The organism is Mucilaginibacter sp. KACC 22063 (genome assembly GCF_028736115.1).
In the GTDB taxonomy this organism is placed as follows: domain Bacteria; phylum Bacteroidota; class Bacteroidia; order Sphingobacteriales; family Sphingobacteriaceae; genus Mucilaginibacter.
In genome coordinates, this window is the sequence record NZ_CP117877.1 from 1,177,918 (window position 1) to 1,201,000 (window position 23,083).

The window sequence follows — 23,083 nt, forward strand, 5'->3', positions numbered from 1 at the left end:
CAAAACTGAATACAATGGAACTCCCTGCTTGCCCTGTTTGCCAATCGGCTTATACATATGAAATGAATGATTTATTGGTTTGCCCCGAATGTGGGCACGAGTGGAAGCAAGAAAAAGTTGTTGCCGCGAATGACGAATTGGTAGTGAAAGACAGCAACGGTAATATCCTGCAAAACGGCGACTCGGTTGTAGTGATCAAAAACCTGCCGGTAAAGGGCTCTCCACATGGGATAAAGGCCGGTACTAAAGTAAGGAACATCCGCTTGGTCGACAGCGACCATAACATTGATTGTAAGATTGACGGTTTTGGAGCTATGGCCTTGAAATCAGAATTTGTGAAAAAGGCTTAGTCGCACTTGAAACCGTCATTATTCTACAGTCTGAAAGTTTGGCTTACATCGGTAGTGTTAAGCCCGGTTATAATTGTGTTGACAAAACTGGCTGTGCTTAACCAAGATGGGGTTATCAGCACTGTTACAGGTATATTAGGTGGTATCGCTTTCTTTATTTATGTAGGGTTGGTGCTATCAATACCCAGTTGGCTACTTTTATGGTTGAGCACTTTTCTATTGTTAAGGTCTAAACAGCGTAACGAGATTAAAAGAGTTATCCTGACTGCTGTTGCGCTTGTATTGTCGTTTCTTCCATTCTGTTTATTTTTAGGTAGGCGAAGTAATGAATTTGATTCTGAGCCGCTTGGATGGCTGGTAATTTATGCCAGTATAATTGTGTGTGGCATTTGGCTTTACAAGTTGCCCGTTGTTGAAGAATAAATATTCAGAGCCATATTTTTATGATGGAAACAGCAACAGAGGTGTATGTATCTGCTGATATTCGCTTTCAGTCGCAACAATCAGGTTATTATAGTGCGATCGGCGGTAGCTTAGCATAAACAGGTCAATATGCATAATGTGGGCAAGTACATCAACTGTTTTGGTGATGTTACGCTCTTTGATGTTCATCAGCTTCATAGTTTCGGCACCCACCAGTTCTTTAAACATACTGTTGGCAAAAGGTTCTGCCATGTCCGGCAGGCCAGATGCTGCTACGTTGCAAATCGTTAAATTGTTCTTCAGCCCGCGCTGTAATTGCCTTGCGAAACTCACAATCTCGCGTTTGCAATAACGCAGGTCTGTTAAATAACCAATGTGGTTTAATGATAATGCCGCTCCTTGGGGTATCAAAAACAGCGGGCAAAGTGTTTTGCTTAGAATGTTTTGCAGATCAAGGTCAATCTTATTGCAGATCGTTTTGCATCCCTTTACAATTACATCTATTTTATATTTACTTACCAGCTGGTACATACCAAGCCTGGCAGTTTCCTGGTAGCTGAGGTAGGTAACAATGTCGTCGTTCTGCGGCTGGCTTTCTGTGGGATTTGATTCTTTAATTTGATAATCATCCGGATTAGTTCCTGCAACGGTAGATAACTGCATAGCCGTAGCCGATACAATTGGCGGCGCAGTGAACATTACAATGATCTTTGATTTTAATTTTTCAGCAAGATTGCGGGTGTAAATCAATGCATGGTCGCCTTCAGACTCACGGGTGTGTATAAAAAGAAATGTATTCATTGGTGTAGATTGATCCCTAAATTGGACTGAATATTTTAACAATAATTTAATCCCTTAGTTTTGAGTTAAATGTCATAATTGTGTTTTTAAATAGTTAAAATGCGTGTTTTTACGGCAGGAAGGTATAAATACGTATGTTGCCAAGAACTATCCGAATAGGATAAATTAGTGTTAACCTATTATTATAAAATTAATTACAGCAGGCGTTTAACAGCATAAGGTTTACTTTTGCCGCATTAATTGAGCACTATGAAATTTATTACCCCTCTGCTTATCTGCCTTATTTTTTCGCAGGTTATTTCCGCACAAAATAAAGTAATGGTTACCGCGCACCGCGGCGATTGGCGTAACGCTCCGGAAAACTCTGTACGTGCTTTCAAAAGCGCAGCTGCAATGGGTGTAGATATTGTGGAGCTTGACCTGAAAAAAACCAAGGACGGCGAAATCGTAATTATGCACGATGAAACCATCAACCGCACTACAGACGGTAAAGGCAAACCGTCAGATTATACTTTTGAAGAGATCCGTAAGTTTCGTCTTAAAAACGGTTTAGGCCGTCCAACTGCTTACAATCAGATACCAACGCTCAAAGAGGTTATGCTTGCCCTTAAGGGAACTGGTGTTAAAGTAAACCTCGATAAAAGCTGGCCTTACTACCACGAGGCTTATGCCATTTTAAAGCAAACCGGTACTTTGAAGCAAGCCATATTTAAATCAGAACTACCGTATGACAGCCTTAAGGCAAAATACCCCGAACTGATTGACAGCATCATTTATATGCCTGTTGTTAACCTTGATAAGCCGGATGCTAAAAAGATTATTACTGATTATTTGAAAAACATGAAACCATTCGGCTTTGAATTAATATTTAAGCAGGATACATCGGCCATATTAAACGATAATAGGTTTATTACCAAAACAGGCAGTAAAGTATGGATCAATTCTTTGTGGGCTTCGCTGAATGCTGGTCATGATGATGATCTGGCTGTTGAAGAAAATAATAAAAAGGACAGCTGGGATTGGATCATAGCGCATGGTGCTACCGTTATACAAACAGATCGCCCGCAATTGTTATTAGATTATCTTCGTAAAAAGGGGCTGCATAAATAATTAGTAGCTGTTCATAAATGAGATATATGAAAAAGATTATTCTTGTTTTAATATTTGTTATATCTGGCTTTAGCAGCTTTGCGCAGCAAGGCAAACCCGATCCGCAGTACAAAATAAATTCATCTGCAGATTGGGTGCAGGCAAAAAACTATTACCTGCTTACGCTGATACAAAAAGACGCAGCAGTTAGTAAAATGCTTGCTGCCGATCCTGAACTGGCCAAACTGACCAGGCAAAAGGCTGATGCATGCAACGCCTCTTTAGCGTGTAAGGATGTTAATTGCTTTTTGACGAATAACAAATTTACCGATGCCGACATTAAACAGGTAAGTGAAAGGTTGAAAGCGTTATGCCAGCCAAGCAACAGTTTAGGGCGCTTAGTACAAACGCAGCTTATTCCTTCTGGCATGTATTTCATATATAAGGATTTAAGTCCGGCAGAATTATTAGTAAAAGCATGGGAGCAGGATGCAGCCGGGGTAAACTATGTAATTGATGTGTACGCAGGTGGCCAGAAACCAAATTATCCACAGATAGATTCTATTAGTTTTGATGTAAAATCTAAAAGGTATCCTACGCTTTTGTATGATGCCGCTGCTGTGTTATCAGAAGACGCAAAAAATGCTAAATTATTCTTTGAGCCATCAATGAGGGCAGCGCTGTTATATCTTGAAATTAACGGAAGGCATGATCCTGCTAATTACGAGCCTATGGAGGCAACAGTAAATAAAGCGGCCTATGACCAGATCAAAATTACCAAGTGGAATACATATCCATACAGCATGATCCTTGTTCCGGGCGCAGGAGCAGAGGATTTGATGACCAGTATCACTGCCGAAGGTATGATCCGTTGCAGGTTGGCCGCACAACAATATTTTAAGCATGCAGCACCGTTTATTATGGTTTCGGGTGGTGCAGTGCATCCTTACAAAACAAAGTATTGCGAGGCAGAGGAAATGAAAAGGTTTTTGATTGAAACCATGCATATCCCGGCAAGTGCCATACTGATGGAACCACATGCACGCCATACCACAACCAATATGCGTAACGGTGCCCGTATCATGTTCAGATATGGTATGCCGATGAATAAACCTGCGGTAGTAATAACTGACAGGTCGCAAACCAATGGCATCATCAACATGGCTGCCCGTTGTATGAAAGAGCTAAAATACGTACCCTACAAGCTGGGTAACCATATTTCAGATACTGAGGTGGAATTTTATCCGCTACCTGATGCCTTACAGATCAACCCTTACGAACCACTTGATCCATAGTCGATAATCAATGAAAAAGCTCCTGTCGGTCTTAATAATCGTAACCACATTGTCGGCCTTTACAGGCGATAAAGTAATCTTGTCGCTCGTTAAAGAAACAACGGTTGATTCTTTAGGCGCATGCCAGGGTATTTCATACCAGAAAGGGCGTGTATTTATGTACGGCGACCGCGAAGTAGGGATGATACGCGAATACAAGTTGGTTAATGATAGTTTGGTTTATCAGGACAAAGAATATAAGCTGACTGTAAAAGGGCAGGACGTAATCAATCATCCAACAGGGATTGCTTACAATGGACAAGGGCCAACTTTTATTGGAAACTCAATCCGTTTAAATGCCGAAGGCACCAAATGGAGGGCGGTAATTTATTCGGTAAACTGGAAGGGTTTATTAAAAACGGGTACACTTGATGGTAACCTGTTAAATACCATTGAAGACGATGCATGCATACAGGGCACCCGCCCCGAATATGTAAAATACCACGGCAAATGGTATGTAGCCACAGCAGATTATGGTAATAATGGCAACGAGGTGCGTTTATATGATCCCGAGAAGTTAAAAACTTGCAAAAAGACCAGCGAGCCGGGCGTGCTGGTCAAAAAGTTTACCTGTACACCCTGGGTACAAAACCTGAACTGGGTTGCTGATAAAGGCCAGTTGATATTGATACAAAATAAAATTGAGGGCAGGCAATGGCGCTTTACCTACGTAGATCTCGAAAAATCAATAAATGCTGGTAAACAGGTTGTTGTGAGCCAGGTAGACGATATTACACGAGGCGATGAGCTTGAGGGATTTGCCTGTATGGGAAACGATAGGAAAGGTGTAGCTGTTACATCTTCACGAAAGAACAATGTAAACTACATGATAACTCAATAATGAGTTTGCCGCTTAAATAAAGACAAGGAACCGGGTTTATCCCGGTTTTTTATTTTTAGTTAATGTAAACTTAACTTTTATGTAGCCCAGGATTAAGATACTCGGCTTAGCTTTGTTGCCAATATCACAATCAACTTATTTACGCTACATGTTTTTTTAAAAATCAGCGAGGTTTTTTTGAAATCGTTGCAATGAACGCTTATTGATTCAACTAAAGTAAATGCCTATGTAAAACCAGATAATTTACGCTCCATCGGTTTCCGGCGATAAATAAGAACCGGTGAATGTTGCAGCATTCACGCGGTCCGGTTAATTGTAAATATAACATCAAGCGCTCACAAGCTTAGTGTCCTTTTTAAACAATCAACTTTTAAAAATATGAATAAAAAGATTACTCACGATCTTTTGAAGAACTTTCTTTTTTTATTCGTGACGGCTTTTTTACTTCATGTGCAGGCATTTGCACAGAGTAATATAAAAGTCTTCGGTACAGTTTTAGACGAAAATGGCCGCCCGCTTCCGGGTGTTACCGTACACATTAAAAACTCTAATCAGGGCGTATCAACAGACGTAGATGGTAAATACATTTTATCAGCGCCTAAAGGCACTGTACTTGTTTTTTCTTTCATAGGATACTTTCCGCAAGAGAAAACGATTGGCGATGCCGCAAACATCAGCGTGCAGTTAAAGCCACAATCAAACATGCTGAACGAAGTAGTTGCTATCGGTTACCAATCGGTACGTAAAAGCGATGTTACCGGTGCCATCTCAAGTGTTAAAGCCAGCGAGTTAAATCTTTCTGCACCAACACTTGGCCAGGCTTTGGTAGGTAAAGTAGCAGGTGTACAAATATCACAAACAGACGGTGCACCTTATCAAAGCACCAAGATCCGCGTACGCGGTGTAGGCTCATTTAATGCCAGCTCAGACCCGCTTTATGTTATCGATGGTTATCCGGCAGGTAATAATATCAACATTAACCCCGAGGATATTGAAACCATTGACATTTTAAAGGATGCTGCATCTGCGGCCATTTATGGTTCAAGGGCATCAGGCGGTGTGGTAATCATTACCACCAAACATGGTAAAGAGGGTAAAGGTAAATTTGAATATGACCTGCAAACTGGTTTTGGCCAGCTGGCAAAAAAGGTTGACCTTTTAAATTCAGATCAGTTTGCACAATTGGTGATTGACGGGCGTAACAACACTTATCATGATCTTTGGGTAAACGGTGGTCATACCTGGAACGATGCCATGTATTCTGATAACAATGCTACCCGTGTAGCCAATGTTGGTAACGCAAGCAGTGTACAGATCCCTACTTATATCTATAATTTTTCAAGCCAGCAGGCTATTCCACAAACAGTAAATACCGATTGGCAGGACGAGCTTTATCATAATGCATTTTTCCAGCGCCATAACCTTTCATTCTCAGGCGGTGGTAATGGTGTGCGTTATTATATTAGCGGTAACTACCAGAACCAGGACGGTATCATACGTACCAGCGGCCAGGAGCGTTATAACTTCCGTGCCAATATAGACGGTGATGTTAACAGACGTTTACATATTGCAGCAAACGTTTCTTATACTCAAAATACAAATAAAGAAATTCAGGAAGGCCGATTTGACCATGGTCCAATTTTAGGTGCATTAATTTATATGCCGTTTTTCCCGGCCTATAACGCCGACGGGACTTTGGCTACTAACCGGGCAGCATCTGAATCTGCTGCTTACGGATGGCAGTCGATAGAGAACCCGGTTGCATTAGCCGAGCGCACAAAAATTACCCGGCGCGGTTACCGCAGCACCTACAATGCCGCTGCAAGTTACCTGATTATGCCTGGTTTTACTTTTAAAGCCAACTTAGGTACACAAACGTATAATGAGAAGTATGATTACTACCTGCCAACCAGCTTAAGCAGCGGTGCAAACCCTCCGGGCTCGCCACAGGCTGTTGCTGCTGCTACGGCTGCTGCCCAAACTACCTCTACAAATGACCAGTTGGGAGAATTTACCTTAAATTATAACAAAAAGTTTGGTAAGCATAGCATCGACGCATTAGCAGGTTATACTGCACAGCGAACCAGCAGCGATATTTTAAGCGTTTATGCAAGAGGCTTCCAAAATGATAATATACAGGAAATTACAGCAAAGGGCGCTGATCCGAGCAATTTTACACTGGTAACTACCAGCAACCCGCAATCCGGAATGGGTTTAAGTCCTACTGCGAAATCAACTTATACCTTATTATCATATCTGGGCCGTATAAATTATAACTACGATCAGAAATACTTCCTTACCGGTTCGTTCCGTGCGGACGGTTCTTCACGTTTTGGCCCGTTGAACAGGTATGGCTATTTTCCATCGGTAGCTGCCGGCTGGTCATTATCAAACGAGTCGTTTTATCATAACTGGTTAGGCGATCAGTCTACAGTTAAATTACGTGCAAGCTGGGGTTTAAGCGGTAATTACAATATCGGTAATTACAACACACTGCAAACAATGAGCAGCCCAACCGGTGTTGTATTTGGTAATAACATTGCTACTGCTACCTATCCCGGTGGTATTAAAGATGCTGGCTTAAGCTGGGAAAGCACCTCGCAATATAACTTTGGTACTGATTTAGGTTTATTAAAAGGCAGGTTATTTGTAATTGCCAACTACTACCTCAGTTACTCTTACAACCTGTTATATAATCAGCCGATCTCTGCTATATCTGGCAGCACAACCATCTTAACTAACCTGCGCGATTCTAAAATACGCAATAACGGTTTAGACCTTCAGTTAGACGGCAGGGTTATTAATGGCCGCGACTTTAAGTTTAATGCCAGCGGTAATATCTCTGTTAACCGTAACAAGGTTGTCAAACTGCCAGGTAATAATACCATTATTGTTAACGGCGCAGAGCGTTCTTATTTAACCAATATTACTACACAAGGCCAGCCGGTGGGTATGTTCTATGGCTTTAAGGTAGCTGGTATGGTTACTCCTCAAAACATCAGTAAAGTTCCGCCTTCGGCATCGTCAACAAACCCGGTTAAGCCAGGCGATCTGTATTTTGTTGATACCAACGGCGACGGCGTAATCAATGACGCTGATAAAACTGTGATTGGTTCACCATATCCTGACTTTACTTATGGTTTTGCCCTTAATGCATCTTATAAAGGATTTGATTTTACTACTGCATTTAACGGATCAAAAGGCAACAAGGTGTTAGATGGACAGGATTATTACCTGTTTAACATGGAGGGTTCTGGTAACCAGTACTCGGTAGTAGCCGACCGTTACCGCAACGCTGCTAACCCGGGCAATGGCGAAGTTTACCGTGCATCTCGTGGTGGCACACAAAGTAACAGTACCCGTTTATCAACTTTCTATTTACAGGATGGTTCGTTCCTGCGTTGTACCAATATCAATTTAGGATATACGTTACCGGCTAACCTGTTAACCAACATAGGTGTGAGCAAATTGCGCATCTATGCAAGTGTTGTAAACGCATTTACCATAACTAAGTATAAAGGTTACAACCCTGAGGTTGACTATAACTACTCAAGCGGTGGATCAAACAATACACAGCCTGCCAACCTTGCGCCGGGTATTGATTATGGTGTATATCCACTGGTACGCTCATACAACCTTGGTGTTAATGTTACTTTCTAACAAAGATTTAAAGATGAAGAAGCAAAATATAATTATTGCAACCGTGGGTCTGGGTTTGTTAATGGGTACCTCTTGCAAAAAAGATTTCCTGCAACAGAATGATCCTAATGCCGTTACGGTGGAGAATAACTTTCAATCGCCAAACGATATCTTACTTGCTGTAAACGGTATATACCAATCGCTGCGTAGCAGCAATAATATTGGCGAGAGCAGCGGCTTATGGACTGATGAAAGATCTGATGATACAGGCCGTAATGATAACCAATCAAACGCTGGCGAACCATTCCAGTTTAATAACTATTCGCTTATACCAAGCAATACCTATCTTAAAAGCCATTGGGTATCATTATATTCAACCATCAGCCGCGCAAATTTTGTATTAACATATATTGACAAGGTTCAATTCAGCGACCAAAATCAGAAAGCGCAATACACTGCCGAAGCTAAGTTTTTAAGAGCTTTAATGTATTTTCACTTAGTGCGCTTATGGGGCGATGTTCCTTTGGTAACCAAAGCGTTGACCTCTGGTGATGATGTAACTGCGAATACCTTCCGTGAAAAACAAGCTACAGTGTACGCACAGATAGTAGCCGATTTGACTGATGCAGCTAACGCGCCATTGCCAAACCTGCAAACGTCGTCTACTCTGGGCCGTATAAGCAAAGCAGCTGTAAATACGCTTTTAGGTCAGGTATACCTTACTATGGCAACCACTCAGGATCAAAGCAAACGCACAGATAACCTGAACAATGCTAAAACTTATCTTTTGGCGGCGTATAACCTGCGTTCTTTCGGTGCATTAAGTAGCATCCCTTACACAGATGTATTCGATGTAACTAAAAAGGCAACCTGCCCCGAACTGATCTGGCAGATTGACAATAAGCAGGGCGATATCAACTATAGCTCCACTATTGCTGCCGATAACCAGGCAAAAGGCGAAACCATTAACTCGTTAAAACCGGCATCAGGTGTGGGCGGTAACGTTCAGCACGATCTGATTAACGAGTATGAGTCGAGCGATCCGCGTATGGCTTTCTCAGTTAAATTTGCAAACGACGCGATTGTTAAAGACTGGTTTATTACCAAATACCGTGATACCAGCCCTACTGCAAGTAACCTGGGTTATGGTGGTAACGACTGGATTTTAATGCGTTATGCCGATGTAATACTGATGCTTGCAGAAGTAAGCAACTACCTGGGCAATACTGCCGATGCTATCCAGTACCTGGATATGGTACGTACACGTGCAGGTATGCCTACTTACGCCGTATCAATGACCAACCCAACTTACAGCAGCAAGTTCCCTACGCTTAAGCTGGCTATTTTGCACGAACGCCGTGTAGAACTCGCATTTGAGCATCACCGCTGGTTCGATCTTTTGCGTACATTTACCACAGACGAGCTGGTGTCTTATTTTAAAGCTAAAAACCCTGCTGATTTCGGCGCGGTGCAGCTTTCAAACTTTAGTACCAAAGACCGTTATTACCCGATACCGTTTGACGAGTACAAACTTAATCCGGTAAAAATGTATCAAAACCCGGGATATTGATCCTGACAAAATAGAGGGAGAGGGCAGCCTCTCCCTTTTTAATTGATGACTACTATGAAATATTGCTTTCTGCTCTTATCAGCCTTCTTTTCACTGACTATTTCGGCACAATCTAAAAAGCCTGCTGCTTCAAATTCACCTGCACAAATGGTAAATGTGTTTTTGGGTAGCTCAGGCGATCACGGCCAAATGTCGCCTGCGGCATCCTATCCTTTTAGTATGCTAAGTATCGGGCCGCAAACCTATCCGAATTTACACATGGGGTACGAGCATAAGGCTAAACGCTTTTTAGGATTTACGCATAACCGCTTTGAAGGAGTGGGCTGCCAGGGAAGCGGCGGTAATATCCTGATAAAACCTTTTTCCGGAGATGTAAAGCAAGAGTTGATCAAAGCAAAAGAAGCAGCCGGAACAGGTTATTATTCAGTTTCTTTTACGAATGGTATTAAAGCCGATCTGGCTGTTGAAAAGAATTCGGGTGTTGAGGAGTATCAGTTCCCTGCAAATAATATTAACGGCTTTTATATTGATTTGAGCCATACACTTGCTAACCGTTTTGTGGCAGAAGAACATACTGTTAATGCGAATAGCATTACCGGTTGGATTGACTCGCGTACTACCTGCAATGTGGGCACTTACAGGGTTTACTACACCATACATTTTGATGAGTTGGTTAATATCACTACTGATGGCGATCATCAGCTTATTGTTTTTACAGGAAAGGCAACGCAGGTGCATCTGCGTATCGGTTTATCTTCTGTAGATATTGCGCATGCTACGGCAGCTATCAATAAAGGCAGTTATAGTCAGTTAAAAGCTAACAGCACAGCAGCGTGGAACAATGTTTTAAGTACCATAAAGGTACAAGGCGACCCTGAGCGTGTTAAGTTGTTTTATTCATTGCTTTACCGTACGGTACAATCGCCTTATGTGGTTTCAGAAACCGATGGAAGTTATCGTGCCACCAACGGCGAACTAAAACATACAGACCGTAAAGTGTATAATGGCTGGGCTATCTGGGATAATTACCGTACGCAGTTGCCGCTGTTGTCGATTTTATACACCGACCGTTACCAGGACATTACGACATCCATTGCCAGTTTATATGCCAATGGCAAAAAAGATTATGCTACCCAGCACGAGCCTTCAAACACCGTAAGAACAGAGCATGCCATGGTCGTACTTCTTGATGCTTACCGCAAAGGCTATAAAGTTGATTTTGATAAGATAGCCGATTCGCTGATTGCCGACGCAGGCAGATTAGATTTTTCGCATCCAGATAAGGCGCTTGAGTCGAGCTATGATGTATGGGCATTATCACAAATAATGGCAGCTACAGGCAAAAAAGAATTAAGTGCGAACTATCTGCAAAAGGCAGCCGATTGGAAAAAGTACTGGGATAAAGATTTTAAAGATATTCATAAATCGGATGTTGACCGTATGCAGGCACGGGGCTTGTACCAGGGAACGATATGGCAATATCGCTGGTTTGTACCGTTTGACCTGAAAGGGTTAATGGATGCAACAGGGGGAGAGAAGGAATATCTTTCACAGCTGGATTATTTCTTTGATAACGATTTATATAACCATGCCAACGAGCCGGACATCCAGGTGCCTTTAATGTACAATATGACATCCCAGCCCTGGAAATCGCAGGCATTGATGCATAAATACGCTGCGGATACCGTTGTGCAATACTACTTTAACGATAATAGCCGGGGCATCGATCCATTTATAGATGTGATTTACCGCAATGCACCGGATACCTACATCCGCACGATGGATGATGATGCCGGGGCAATGTCGGCCTGGTATGTATTTTCAGCGTGTGGGTTTTCGCCTGCATGTGTGGGCTGGCCTGTATATTATCTAAACGTTCCCTTATTTAAAGAAGTACAGATTGCTTGTGCCAATAGTAAATATTTCACCGTTAAGGTGGAAAACTTTAGCAACACCAGGCGATATATCCAGTCGGCTACGCTTAATGGTAAGCCACTTAAGCGCAACTGGATCACGCAGCAGGATATTGTTAACGGTGGTACATTGGTGATTAAATCCGGAGATACGCCGGTCAAAAACTGGGGTGTAAAGGATCAGTGGGTTTCTGATATCAATATGAAATAGGCTATTTTAGCCGTTTAGTTTAATCTGATCAGTAATTTATTTTAATGACAATCAGATTAAACTATTTATTTTTAATCGTTATACTTTTGCTTAACGCTGTTAGATAATTTTAACGGTGTAAATAAATGGGAATAAAAGAACGCAAACAACGGCTTAAAGATGAAACCAGGATCAATATTCTGGATGCTGCCCTTGCAATAGGCAAAGAGGAGGGTTGGCAGGCTTTAAGCATGCGTAAAATTGCGGACGTAATTGAATATACCGCTCCCGTTATTTACGAATACTTTGCCAACAAAGAAGCACTTTTGCTTGAGCTGACTAAAAAAGGCTACTGCATGTTAAGCAAAGACATGACCGTTGCCCGCGATAAGCACAAGCTTCCTGAAAAACAGCTGGAGGCCATGTGGCTTACCTACTGGCATTTTGCCTTTGCCGAAAAAGAGCTTTACCAGCTAATGTTTGGCATTGAAGTTAACTGTTGTGTTTTTGATAACGAGATTCCGGAAGCAGAAGTGCCTGCCACAATGATCAGCGATGCCATACGCGAGCTGATGGGCAAAGATGCTTCTGAAGATGAAATTTGCAGAAGATATTATACATTCTGGTCTGTAGTACACGGCCTTATTTCTATCAACCTTGTACGTCAGGGTGTGCCTGATGAAATTAATAAACAGGTTTTACGCGATGCGATAGGCGGTATTATTCGAGCCATAAAAGGTTAGCGCCTTAAAGATTTTCTATTAACCCTTTTTAATTTCTTAAAGCGATGTAAAATTACGTTTACTCAAATTATGGTATCTTTTTAATAATTACTTAACAGTGTTAATTTTTTTAATAATGTTAAATAAAATGAGCTTAATCAAAACAGGTGATAAAAAACGATTTCAAATCACATCAACAATTAACAAAATGTCAATCATTAACAAACACAATAAACTTATGAAACCCTTAGCATTAGTTTTCGCCATAGCAATATTATATGGCTGCTCGCATCCGCCGCAACAGCAGCAACAGGCTGCGCCACCTTCCTTGCCGGTAATGGAAGTGAAATCTGGCAATTCAACTACTTACCAGGAATATCCTGCATCAATAGAAGGTACGGTAAACGTAGAAGTGCGCCCGCAGGTAAGCGGTACTTTAGATAAAGTATTTGTTGACGAAGGCGCTTACGTACACGCGGGGCAACCTATTTTTAAAATTAATGAACTGCCTTACCGTTCTGCATTAAATAATGCAGTAGCGGCGTTACATGCTGCTGAAGCGGCGCAGGCCAATGCACAGATAGAAGTTGAGAAGCTTACACCGCTGGTTGAAAACAAGGTAGTGTCTGATTACCAGTTAAAAACTGCTAAAGCCAGCTATCGTGCGGCAACTGCCAATATAGAATCGGCTAAGGCTAACGTGGCTACAGCACAGATCAATCTTGGCTATACTTTAATTAAAGCTCCGGTAAATGGTTTTATCGGCCGCTTGGAAAAAAAACAAGGTAGCCTGGTTACTCCACAAGATGTGGCAGCATTGACCGAACTATCTGATGTACATGATGTACACGTTTACTTCTCATTAGGCGAAAAAGACTTTGTAACCTTTAAAGAACAATACCCAGGCGAAACCTTGCAGGATAAATTGAAAAAAGTGCCTTACGTATCGCTACTGTTAGCTGATGGTACCGAGTATGCAAAACAAGGCAAAATTGATATCATTGATGGCCAGTTTAACAAAACAACAGGCGCAATTACAGTTAGGGCAACTTTCTCTAACCCACAAGGCTTGCTTCGCTCAGGTAACACCGGTAAAATCCGTTTAAGCCTTGATCATAAAGACGCTCTAATCGTACCAGAATCAGCCACTGTAGATATGCAGGATAAAGTGTTTGTATTTACCGTAGGCGATAGCAGTAAAGTTAAAAAACAAGCGATCAGCATCATTGGTAAAAATGGCGACAACTACCTGGTTAAAGATGGTATAAAAGCCGGCGACCAGATCGTACTAACAGGTATTGATAAATTACAGGAAGGTATGGTGATCCATCCTGAAAAGCAACCGGCAACTGATAAATCAGCTGCTGTAGCAAAAAACTAATCCCCACAATTAAAATTTAATTTATGTTTCAGAAATTCATAGAAAGGCCGGTACTCTCAACCGTTATCTCCATCCTATTGGTGATAGTAGGTGTACTGGGCTTAACCAAGCTGCCCCTGGAGCGTTTTCCAAATATTGCTCCTCCGGCAGTATTGGTATCGGCTGTGTATCCGGGCGCAAACGCCGAAACAATATTACGTTCGGTAACGCCATCGCTCGAAGAGGCTATTAACGGTGTGGAGAACATGACCTACATGACCTCAACCGCCAGTAACGATGGTACTTTAGCTATTACCGTTTATTTTAAACAAGGTACCGACCCTGACCAGGCAGCGGTAAACGTTCAAAACCGTGTATCGCAAGCTACCAGCCAGCTGCCTGCCGAGGTGGTACAGTACGGTATTACCACTACAAAGCAACAAAACAGCTTTATCGGTGCCATAGGTATCTACTCAGAAGATCCTAAAAAGTACGATCAAACCTTTGTAGCCAACTACGCACAGATCAACATCATTCCCGAAATTAAACGTATACCCGGTGTGGGTTCTGCGGCAGTGTTTGGTGGTGTAAAAGATTATTCGATGCGCGTTTGGCTTAACCCAAGCCAGATGGCAGCTTACAAAGTCACTCCCGCCGAAGTAAGCGCCGCTATACAAGACAAAAACCTGGAGGCTGCGCCTGGTAAATTTGGTGAGCGCAGTAACGAAGCCTTTGAATATGTAATTAAATACAAGGGTAAATTAACTACGCCCGAAGAATATCAGAATATTGCTATCCGCGCCAATGCAGATGGTTCTATACTGCGTTTAAAAGATGTAGCGCGTGTAGAACTGGGTGCTTATTCTTACAACAGTGTAAGTAACCTTAACGGGCACGATGGTATTATCATCGGTATTATTCAGCTATCAGGCTCAAACGCTAACGAAATTCAGATAGCGATTGATAAACTGATGGAAAAAGCATCGAAAGATTTTCCTGTCGGTATCAAATACAATCAGTTCTATCGTACCAAAACAGATTTGGATGAGTCGATCAACCAGGTTGAGCATACCTTGATCGAAGCTTTCGTGCTGGTATTTATCGTGGTGTTCATCTTCCTGCAAGATTTCCGTTCTACGTTGATCCCGGCAATTGCTGTTCCGGTGGCTATTATAGGTACCTTCTTCTTCATGAGTTTATTTGGTTTCTCTGTAAACCTGTTAACCTTGTTTGCATTGGTACTCGCCATCGGTATTGTGGTGGATGATGCCATTGTGGTGGTAGAGGCGGTGCATGCTAAAATGGAGCATAACCCAAGCCTCACCCCTAAAAAGGCGACTACCGAAGCCATGCACGAGATTACGGGGGCCATCATTTCTATTACGCTGGTAATGGCTGCGGTGTTTTTACCGGTTAGTTTCATGACGGGTTCTACCGGTATATTCTACAGGCAATTTGCGCTTACCATGGCTATCGCCATTATTATATCAGCTGTTAACGCATTAACGTTAAGTCCTGCTTTGGCCGCATTATTCCTGAAGAATAAACATACGGTTGACGAACACGGGCATGAAGCACCAAAGAAAGGTTTTGCCGAAAGGTTCTACGCTGGTTTCAACGGCAGCTTTAACTACATGACCAACCGCTACGTTGGCGGCTTAAAGTTCCTGATTAAAAACAAACTGGTTGCCATAGGCGGACTTGTACTGATTGTGATTGGTACCATTTACATGGTTAAAACCACTAAGTCAGGCTTTATCCCTACGGAAGACCAGGGTTTCGTGGCCATTGCGGTATCAACTCCGTCTGGTACATCATTAAGTGGAACCAACAAAATATTTGCACAGGCAGAAGCACAACTGAAAACTTTACCATCAGCCAGGTTCGTTACTGCCTTGTCGGGTTTTAACTTCCTTACACAATCAAGCAGCCCGTCTGCCGGTGTTATCTTCCTGTTGTTAAAACCAACTGAGGAGCGTGGCGATGTTAAAAACATTGACGAGATACAAAACATTGTGAGAGGGAAATTAGGTGGTATACCTGGCGGTACTTTCTTCGTGTTCAGTTTCCCAACTGTACCGGGCTTTAGTAACGTAGAGGCGCTGGATGTGATGCTACAGGATAAGACCAACGGTAGGCTCGATAAATTTAGCGGCGTGGCCAATAACTTTATAGCCAAGCTGATGGCAAAGCCAGCTATTGCTTATGCATTTACATCATACAAAGCGGATTACCCTCAACTACAATTAGAAGTTGATGATGAAAAAGCGAATCAGTTAGGAGTGAATGTGAAGGACATCCTGGCAACCATGCAGGCTTACTTTGGTACGGCGCAGGCATCAGACTTTAACCGCTTTGGTAAATATTACCGCGTGGTGGTACAGGCCGATATCAACGACAGGACCGACCCATCTGCTATTGACCGTGTATTTGTGAAAAACAAAGCAGGCGATAATGTGCCTATTAATACGCTGGTTAAATTAACCCGTGTTTACGGTTCAGAAACTGCATCGCGTTATAACCTGTTTAACTCTATCGAGGTAAACGCTATCCCGAAACCGGGTTACAGCTCTGGTGATGCGATTAAGGCTATCGAAGAAACGGCTAAAGAACAACTGCCTGCCGGTTTTGCTTATGAGTTCTCCGGCCAGACACGTGAAGAGATTTCATCAGGCGGACAATCAGCTGTCATCTTTATGCTTTGTCTGGTGTTCGTATACTTCCTGCTATCGGCACAGTACGAAAGCTATATCCTGCCATTGGCAGTAATACTTTCTATTCCTACCGGTATATTCGGTGTGTTTGTGGTATTAGGTTTAACCGGTATCGAAAACAACATCTACGTACAAGTAGCCCTCATCATGCTTATCGGTCTGTTAGCTAAAAACGCCATCCTTATCGTCGAGTTTGCTGTGCAGAAACGTAAAGCGGGTATGAGCCTTGTAGGCGCGGCTATTGAAGCGGCAAGGTTACGTATCCGCCCAATTGTGATGACCTCACTTGCATTCGTATTCGGTTTATTCCCGATGAGTATTGCAACCGGTCCGTCTGCTCAGGGTAACCACTCTATCAGTATTGGCGCTGCCGGGGGTATGGTGTCAGGGGTTATACTTGGCTTGTTCATCATCCCGGTACTGTTTGTGATCTTCCAGAATTTACAGGAAAAAATAACCGGTGTGCCGGTGGCTGTATTGCTTGACGAATCAGGTGCAGAACGCCAGCATGAGCCTGTATTGGAAGAAGGATATACCGCTTAATTTTAATTGGTAATATAAAATGAAAACGAATATAAAAGGATACTTGCTGATTGCCGCACTTGGTATATTTAGTGCCTGCAAGGTATCTAAAGATGTAAAGCTGCCCGACATGAATTTGCCGGGTAGCTATAGGTCGGCTGCCGCTACAACAGATACTGCTTCTGTAGGCCGCCTGCCATGGAAAAGCTTCTTTACAGAAGCTACATTGCAAAACCTGATCGATAGTGCCATAACACGCAACAACGATCTGCAAATTGCTATTAAAAATATCGATGCGGCGCGTCAAACGCTTAAACAAGCCAAATGGGGCAATGTGCCTACAGCATCATTAGGTGCAACGGCAAGTATTAACCGCCCGTCAGACAATAGCTTGAACGGTATCAGCCTAAGCCAGTTTTTAGGTAGCAAGCACATTGAAGATTATAACGCTTCGGTCACTATATCCTGGGAAGCCGATATCTGGGGCAAGATTAGCAGCCGTAAGGCAGCTGCTTTAGCTGCTTACCTGCAAACAGAAGAAGCACGCAAAGCCGTACAAACACAGCTGGTTGCCAATGTATCTGAAGGATATTTTAACCTGCTGATGCTGGATGAACAACTGGAAATTGCTAAAAAGAATGTGTTGCTAAATGACAGTACCATTCGTATTATTAAGTTGCAATTCAATGCAGGCCAGGCTACATCACTGGCAGTGCAGCAGGCCGAAGCACAGCGATTAACCGCTGCGCAGTTGGTGCCGCAGTTTGAACAGCAGATCATCGCACAGGAAAATGCATTGAGCATTTTAGCCGGTAAACTGCCGGATAGCATTACCCGTACCGGCCGACTTGAAAATGTTGTGTTACCGCAGGCGATATCAGCCGGTGTGCCATCAACTTTACTAAGTTACCGTCCGGATGTACGCAGTTCTGAGCTTGATGTTGACCGCGCCAATGCACAGGTAGGTTATACTAAAGCCAGTATGTACCCAACTTTGGCTATTACAGCGCAAGGAGGTGTAAACGCATTTAAAGCAAGCAACTGGTTTAATATCCCGGCATCATTGTTTGGTATTGTAACAGGTGGTATAACCCAGCCATTACTGCAGCACCGTGAGTTGAAAACAAACTATGAGATTGCTAAGATCAACCGTGAAAAAAGCGTTATTCAATTCCGTCAGCAGGTGCTGGTTGCGGTAGGTGAGGTGTCTGATGCTTTGGTGGCTATAGATAAACTTAGCCAGCAACAAGTAATAGCAGCTAACCGCGCAAAAACATTACAACAGGCTACTGCCAATGCCAGCCAGCTATTTAAAAGCGGCATGGCTAATTACCTGGAAGTAATTACCGCGCAAAGCAATGTATTGCAAAGCGAACTGGAACTTGCTTCTATTAAAAAAGCACAGCTTGATGCATCGGTAGATCTTTACCGTTCTTTAGGCGGCGGCTGGAATTAATATTTAGAATAGTATCAAACGAAACAGCCCTTGCTCAATTAGCAAGGGCCGTTTTTATTTAAAGATTATTGGTTAACAGCAAAGGCTTCCCAGCCCGATACTGTAGTACGGTTACAGGTCATTGGTTGCGTGCCATTCTCACTGCTGATGTAAGCGCCGTTATTACCACGAAAAGTTACTTTTCCATCGGCAGTAGGCACCCAGTCAAATTTTTCCCAGTCGCTTATGGCAGTGCGGTTACAGGTAATAGCTTGTGTGCCATTTTCAGACGATACATATTTGCCCATGCTTTGTAGGGCAACTTTGCCACCTCCGGCATCAACTATGGTAAACTGTTCCCATGCCGATGCTGTAGGTCGGTTACAATTCATTGCTTGTGTGCCGTTTTCTCCGCTTACATATTGGTTGTTAAAACCTTTTAATGTAACGGTCTGGCCAATGGGAGCTGTGGATGAGCCGGAATTGCTGATGCTGTAAACACGTACATAATCCACAGACATGGTGGTTGGCAAGGCACTGTCATTAATGGTTTGCCCTGGTAAATCACCGCCTACAGCAAGGTTAAGGATGATGTAAAAAGGCAACTGAAATGCACCGGTATTATTAATGTTATTAGCGGTGTTGCCGGTAACATAAAGGGTATTGTCCACATACCACCTGATGCCATTTGCATCCCATTCAACGGCATAAACATGGTAGTCGCCCGGTGTAGTGTTGGTACTGCTGCCGTACTGCACATGCCCGTTGTTATTCCAGTGCATGGTACCCAGAATAGTGTTACTGGTGTTCACATGCTCCATAATATCAATCTCGCCGCACTGTGGCCAGCCCACTGTGCCAATATTAGTGCCCAGCATCCAGAAAGCAGGCCAGGTGCCCTGCACCATAGGTAGTTTCATGCGGGCTTCTATACGACCGTATTTAACCGAAAATTTGCCTGAGGTGTTCAGCTTGGCTGACGTATAAGGTTGCCCGCCCATGCTTTGTTTACGGGCAGTAATCACCAGATTGCCGTTTGAAATCGTTGCATTAGCGGCCTGGTAATATTCCTTTTCATTGTTTACGTTAGGGTTGCCATTGTCAATGTTCCATTTGCTGCCATCAATGTTTGGGCCATTAAATTCATCTTGCCATACAAGAGTGTAAGTTACCGCCCGCGGATTGGTAGTGGCATTGGCATTGCCGGTGGCTGCATTTGTAGTTACATTATTTGCATCTTTTTTGCATGATGCCACCAGCAGACCGAAGGCGGCAATAGCAGCGGCCTTCCCAATTGATTTGAGTGTAAGATTTCTCATAAAAAAGTAGGTTAGTTAATTATTATTGGTTTATTGATTAATTGCGAAAGCTTCCCAGCCTGATGCACTGTCGCGTGTACAGGTCATGGGTTGTGTGCCATTTTCAGATGATATAAACTTGCCGGTACTGCTGCGGAAGGTAACCTTACCATCGGCAGTTGGCAGCCAGTCAAACTTTTCCCAATCGCCTATGGTCGTGCGGTTACAGGTAATGGCTTGCGTTCCATTTTCAGACGATACATATTTGCCCATACTTTGCAGGGCAACTTTACCACTTCCGGCATCAACTATGGTAAACTGCTCCCACGCAGATGCGCTGGTGCGGTTGCAGTTCATGGCTTGAGTGCCATTCTCGCCGCTCACATATAAGTTGTTAAAACCTTTTAGGGTAACCGTTTGGCCTATTGGCGCAACACTGCCGCTGCCCGATGATTGTGTACCTGTCCATTTAAAAGTGGCCACTGCGCCGGCAGGCAGGGTATAGGTAAATGATTCGGCTCCCCATTTAACCTTGAAGTTTTGGCTGCTGCTGCCGTTGTTTAATGCAATCAGCACTTTAGAACCATCTGAATTTTTGAAGGCAACGTTTTGAATGCTTCCGGCGATGTTAGAGGATATACGAACCGCACCCGGACGAACAAATTTAGATGCATGGCCTACAATATAGTAACCGCTGTTGCGCGTAAAGGAAGAGCCGCTGATGGTAATGCCTCCCTGGCAATTGCTGCAACCACCGGCTGTGTGAGGGTTGCTGTTTGGATCTGCTGCCAGGTTCCACTCCAGTACATTTCGGCTCCAGTTACGTGTTGCCCCGATGATCAGGTTGTTGACATGCCATGACAGGTCGCCACCGAAATTACCCGGCGCACCAATATATTGCTCGGTGAAATAGATGTTTTTAGCAGGGTAAGCATTGTGTACAGTAGATAATGCGCTGATATCGCCTGCGTACAGGTGAAATGCCGAGCCATCCACATAGCCGTTTGCAGTAGCATCGGCAAGTATTGCCTGCGGGTAGTTTGGATGGTCGCAGTTATGGTCAAACACAATGATCTTGGTACCCAGCCCTGCCGACCTTAGTGCAGGCCCTAAGTTATTTTTAATGAAGTTGGTTTCTTCAGTAGCCGTCATGGTCATACTTGGGTTGTTGTATGGATTTTCCGGCTCGTTTTGAGGGGTAATGGCGTCGATGGTGATCCCCTGCGCCTTCATCGCCTGTATGTATTTTACAAAATAGTTGGCATAAGAGCCGTAGTATGCCGTGTTAAGGCTACCACCCGTGAAGCCATTATTGCCGGTTGTGTTCACCTTCATCCATACAGGGGCTGTCCAGGGTGTTGCCAGTATTTTTATATTTGGATTAATAGACAGGATCTTTTTCAGGATCGGTATCAGATCAGTGTTTTCAGCAGCTATGCTGAAGTTGTTCAGGTTGACATCTGTTTGCCCGGCAGGGCGGTCATCATAAGTAAAATCTGAAGAACTTAAATCAGATGCGCCGATACTTAAACGCAGGTAACTGATGCCGATCTGGTTGGTACCGGTGGCAAAAAGTTCGTTCAGTAATGCCGACTGCTGCGTGGCCCCCATGCCATTTAATAATTGGGCGCTGCCACCCGTAAGGCAAAATCCAAAGCCATCAATACCCTGATAGGTGGTGTTTTCGTCTACAGTAATGGTGTTGACATTTGTGCCTGCATCGGCAGCAAAATTAATGTTGTTTTGGGCGGTCAGTAATTTACTTTGGTCGCCGGTGGTAAGCCAGATGTTAACCGCTTCATTTGCAGCGCGGGCGGTTGTGTTGTGATCGGCCAGGTTGGGCGAGGCAGTTGAATTGATGTCCTTTTTACAGGAAAACGTGAGAATTGCAGGCAGCAAAAATGCAGCCAGTACTTTAAGCTTGTACATGCTTTTCATAACTATTGTTTATTAATTGGTTTATTAAGCAATGCGTAAAGCCATTAATACTGGTTAGGTATTAAGGAGAGAGCAATACGGCATTTTTGGAGAGTTATAGATGTATAAAACAAACGTAAATCGTTTTAATAGCAAAAGCAAGAAAGTGTATTTAAGACACTTATTAAAAATTATTGAAAACCTGCTTTTCTTTAATGTTAAGTCACATTTTGTTAGAATAAATCTGGATTGCGGTCGTAATTGTTATCTTTTTTCAGGCAGTTGATATAAAAAAATATAAACACATTACGTTTATATCGTGTTGATTATAAGAAATAACCGTTATGGAGGATACTAAAATAATAACAGGCAATACAGAAGAAGATGTATGGTCTGTGATTGCGGAAGACTTAAGTAGCGAAGAAGATCTGCTGACCTATGATGCCGAAATACATCAGGGAAATAAAATAATCCAGCTATTTATTGATATTGACCTTGGCGGCGGTTTCGAAGGAGGCTCAGAATTTACGCAACTGGTTGCCCCCGTATCCGGAGCTGCCGATTTTAGATTTGCCATACACGAAGAACATTTTGTAGATGAGATTGGCAAGTTTTTGGGTATGCAGGATGTTACTGTAGGTTATCCGGAACTTGATAATCATATTATCATCAAAACAAACAATCAGGAAAAGATAAAAAAGATTTTTGAGGATACCTATGTACGGGAGTTATTCACCGATTTAAGCGAATTTGATTTCGGTATACATGAGCATTGCCTTAACGGAAACGGAGAAAAGGTGCCATGCCTGGAATTAAATATTGACGAAGCTATAACCGATCCGGACGAATTACGAAAGATCTATCATTGTTTTTACAGGGTACTAAACAAAATATAATCAATATAGAGAACCAATCACAAGCCCTTGCATAATGCAGGGGCTTATTTGTTTAATTCATTACGTATT

The 23,083-nt window shown here is 42.9% G+C and carries 16 protein-coding genes; 13 read left to right on the forward strand and 3 right to left on the reverse strand.

The genetic code is table 11. The features are described 5' to 3' along the window. The first annotated feature begins 14 nt into the window (after positions 1 to 14). Together PQ461_RS05215 and PQ461_RS05220 are read left to right on the forward strand one after the other, a co-directional pair. Complete coding sequence (locus PQ461_RS05215) at positions 15 to 350, forward strand: zinc ribbon domain-containing protein YjdM (protein WP_274302307.1); 336 nt, start codon at positions 15 to 17, stop codon at positions 348 to 350. A 78-nt stretch (positions 351 to 428) separates the two neighbouring features. Next, positions 429 to 773 (forward strand): hypothetical protein, encoded by a 345-nt coding sequence (locus PQ461_RS05220; protein ID WP_274302308.1) that lies wholly within the window; start codon positions 429 to 431, stop codon positions 771 to 773. A gap of 18 nt (positions 774 to 791) precedes the next feature. On the opposite strand, the gene PQ461_RS05225 is transcribed toward PQ461_RS05220, so the two are convergent. Beyond that, on the reverse strand, positions 792 to 1,574 hold the full coding sequence (locus PQ461_RS05225; protein WP_274302309.1) for a hypothetical protein: 783 nt from the start codon (positions 1,572 to 1,574) through the stop codon (positions 792 to 794). A gap of 249 nt (positions 1,575 to 1,823) precedes the next feature. On the opposite strand from PQ461_RS05225, the gene PQ461_RS05230 reads away from it, so the two are divergent. The 10 genes from PQ461_RS05230 to PQ461_RS05275 all read left to right on the forward strand — a co-directional run bounded on the left by PQ461_RS05230 (position 1,824) and on the right by PQ461_RS05275 (position 18,924). Continuing rightward, positions 1,824 to 2,684: a glycerophosphodiester phosphodiesterase family protein gene (locus PQ461_RS05230; RefSeq protein ID WP_274302310.1), complete on the forward strand. Its 861-nt coding sequence runs from the start codon at positions 1,824 to 1,826 to the stop codon at positions 2,682 to 2,684. A gap of 26 nt (positions 2,685 to 2,710) precedes the next feature. Beyond that, positions 2,711 to 3,958, forward strand: a complete 1,248-nt coding sequence (locus PQ461_RS05235) for a YdcF family protein (RefSeq protein WP_274302311.1) — start codon at positions 2,711 to 2,713, stop codon at positions 3,956 to 3,958. Between the two features lie 10 nt (positions 3,959 to 3,968). Next, a complete protein-coding gene (locus PQ461_RS05240; protein WP_274302312.1) occupies positions 3,969 to 4,838 on the forward strand; it encodes a hypothetical protein in 870 nt (289 codons plus the stop codon). A 378-nt stretch (positions 4,839 to 5,216) separates the two neighbouring features. After that, positions 5,217 to 8,498: a SusC/RagA family TonB-linked outer membrane protein gene (locus PQ461_RS05245; RefSeq protein WP_274302313.1), complete on the forward strand. Its 3,282-nt coding sequence runs from the start codon at positions 5,217 to 5,219 to the stop codon at positions 8,496 to 8,498. A gap of 13 nt (positions 8,499 to 8,511) precedes the next feature. After that, a complete protein-coding gene (locus tag PQ461_RS05250) occupies positions 8,512 to 10,047 on the forward strand; it encodes a RagB/SusD family nutrient uptake outer membrane protein (RefSeq protein WP_274302314.1) in 1,536 nt (511 codons plus the stop codon). Between the two features lie 54 nt (positions 10,048 to 10,101). Beyond that, positions 10,102 to 12,171: a glycoside hydrolase domain-containing protein gene (locus tag PQ461_RS05255; protein ID WP_274302315.1), complete on the forward strand. Its 2,070-nt coding sequence runs from the start codon at positions 10,102 to 10,104 to the stop codon at positions 12,169 to 12,171. A gap of 125 nt (positions 12,172 to 12,296) precedes the next feature. Continuing rightward, complete coding sequence (locus PQ461_RS05260) at positions 12,297 to 12,893, forward strand: TetR/AcrR family transcriptional regulator (protein WP_274302316.1); 597 nt, start codon at positions 12,297 to 12,299, stop codon at positions 12,891 to 12,893. Positions 12,894 to 13,110: 217 nt separating this feature from the next. Next, positions 13,111 to 14,253, forward strand: coding sequence for an efflux RND transporter periplasmic adaptor subunit (locus PQ461_RS05265; protein ID WP_274302317.1), 1,143 nt, complete (start codon positions 13,111 to 13,113; stop codon positions 14,251 to 14,253). Positions 14,254 to 14,276: 23 nt separating this feature from the next. Further along, positions 14,277 to 17,489, forward strand: a complete 3,213-nt coding sequence (locus PQ461_RS05270) for an efflux RND transporter permease subunit (protein WP_274302318.1) — start codon at positions 14,277 to 14,279, stop codon at positions 17,487 to 17,489. A gap of 19 nt (positions 17,490 to 17,508) precedes the next feature. Then, complete coding sequence (locus tag PQ461_RS05275; RefSeq protein ID WP_274302319.1) at positions 17,509 to 18,924, forward strand: TolC family protein; 1,416 nt, start codon at positions 17,509 to 17,511, stop codon at positions 18,922 to 18,924. A gap of 65 nt (positions 18,925 to 18,989) precedes the next feature. Here PQ461_RS05275 and PQ461_RS05280 read toward each other — a convergent pair whose 3' ends face one another. Continuing rightward, the gene (locus PQ461_RS05280; protein ID WP_274302320.1) at positions 18,990 to 20,222 is read right to left on the reverse strand and encodes a family 16 glycosylhydrolase; all 1,233 of its coding nucleotides are present in this window, start codon (positions 20,220 to 20,222) and stop codon (positions 18,990 to 18,992) included. A gap of 30 nt (positions 20,223 to 20,252) precedes the next feature. Then, positions 20,253 to 22,139, reverse strand: a complete 1,887-nt coding sequence (locus PQ461_RS05285; protein WP_274302321.1) for a glycoside hydrolase family 30 beta sandwich domain-containing protein — start codon at positions 22,137 to 22,139, stop codon at positions 20,253 to 20,255. Between the two features lie 323 nt (positions 22,140 to 22,462). On the opposite strand from PQ461_RS05285, the gene PQ461_RS05290 reads away from it, so the two are divergent. Beyond that, positions 22,463 to 23,014 (forward strand): hypothetical protein, encoded by a 552-nt coding sequence (locus PQ461_RS05290; protein WP_274302322.1) that lies wholly within the window; start codon positions 22,463 to 22,465, stop codon positions 23,012 to 23,014. The last annotated feature ends 69 nt before the right edge of the window (positions 23,015 to 23,083 follow it).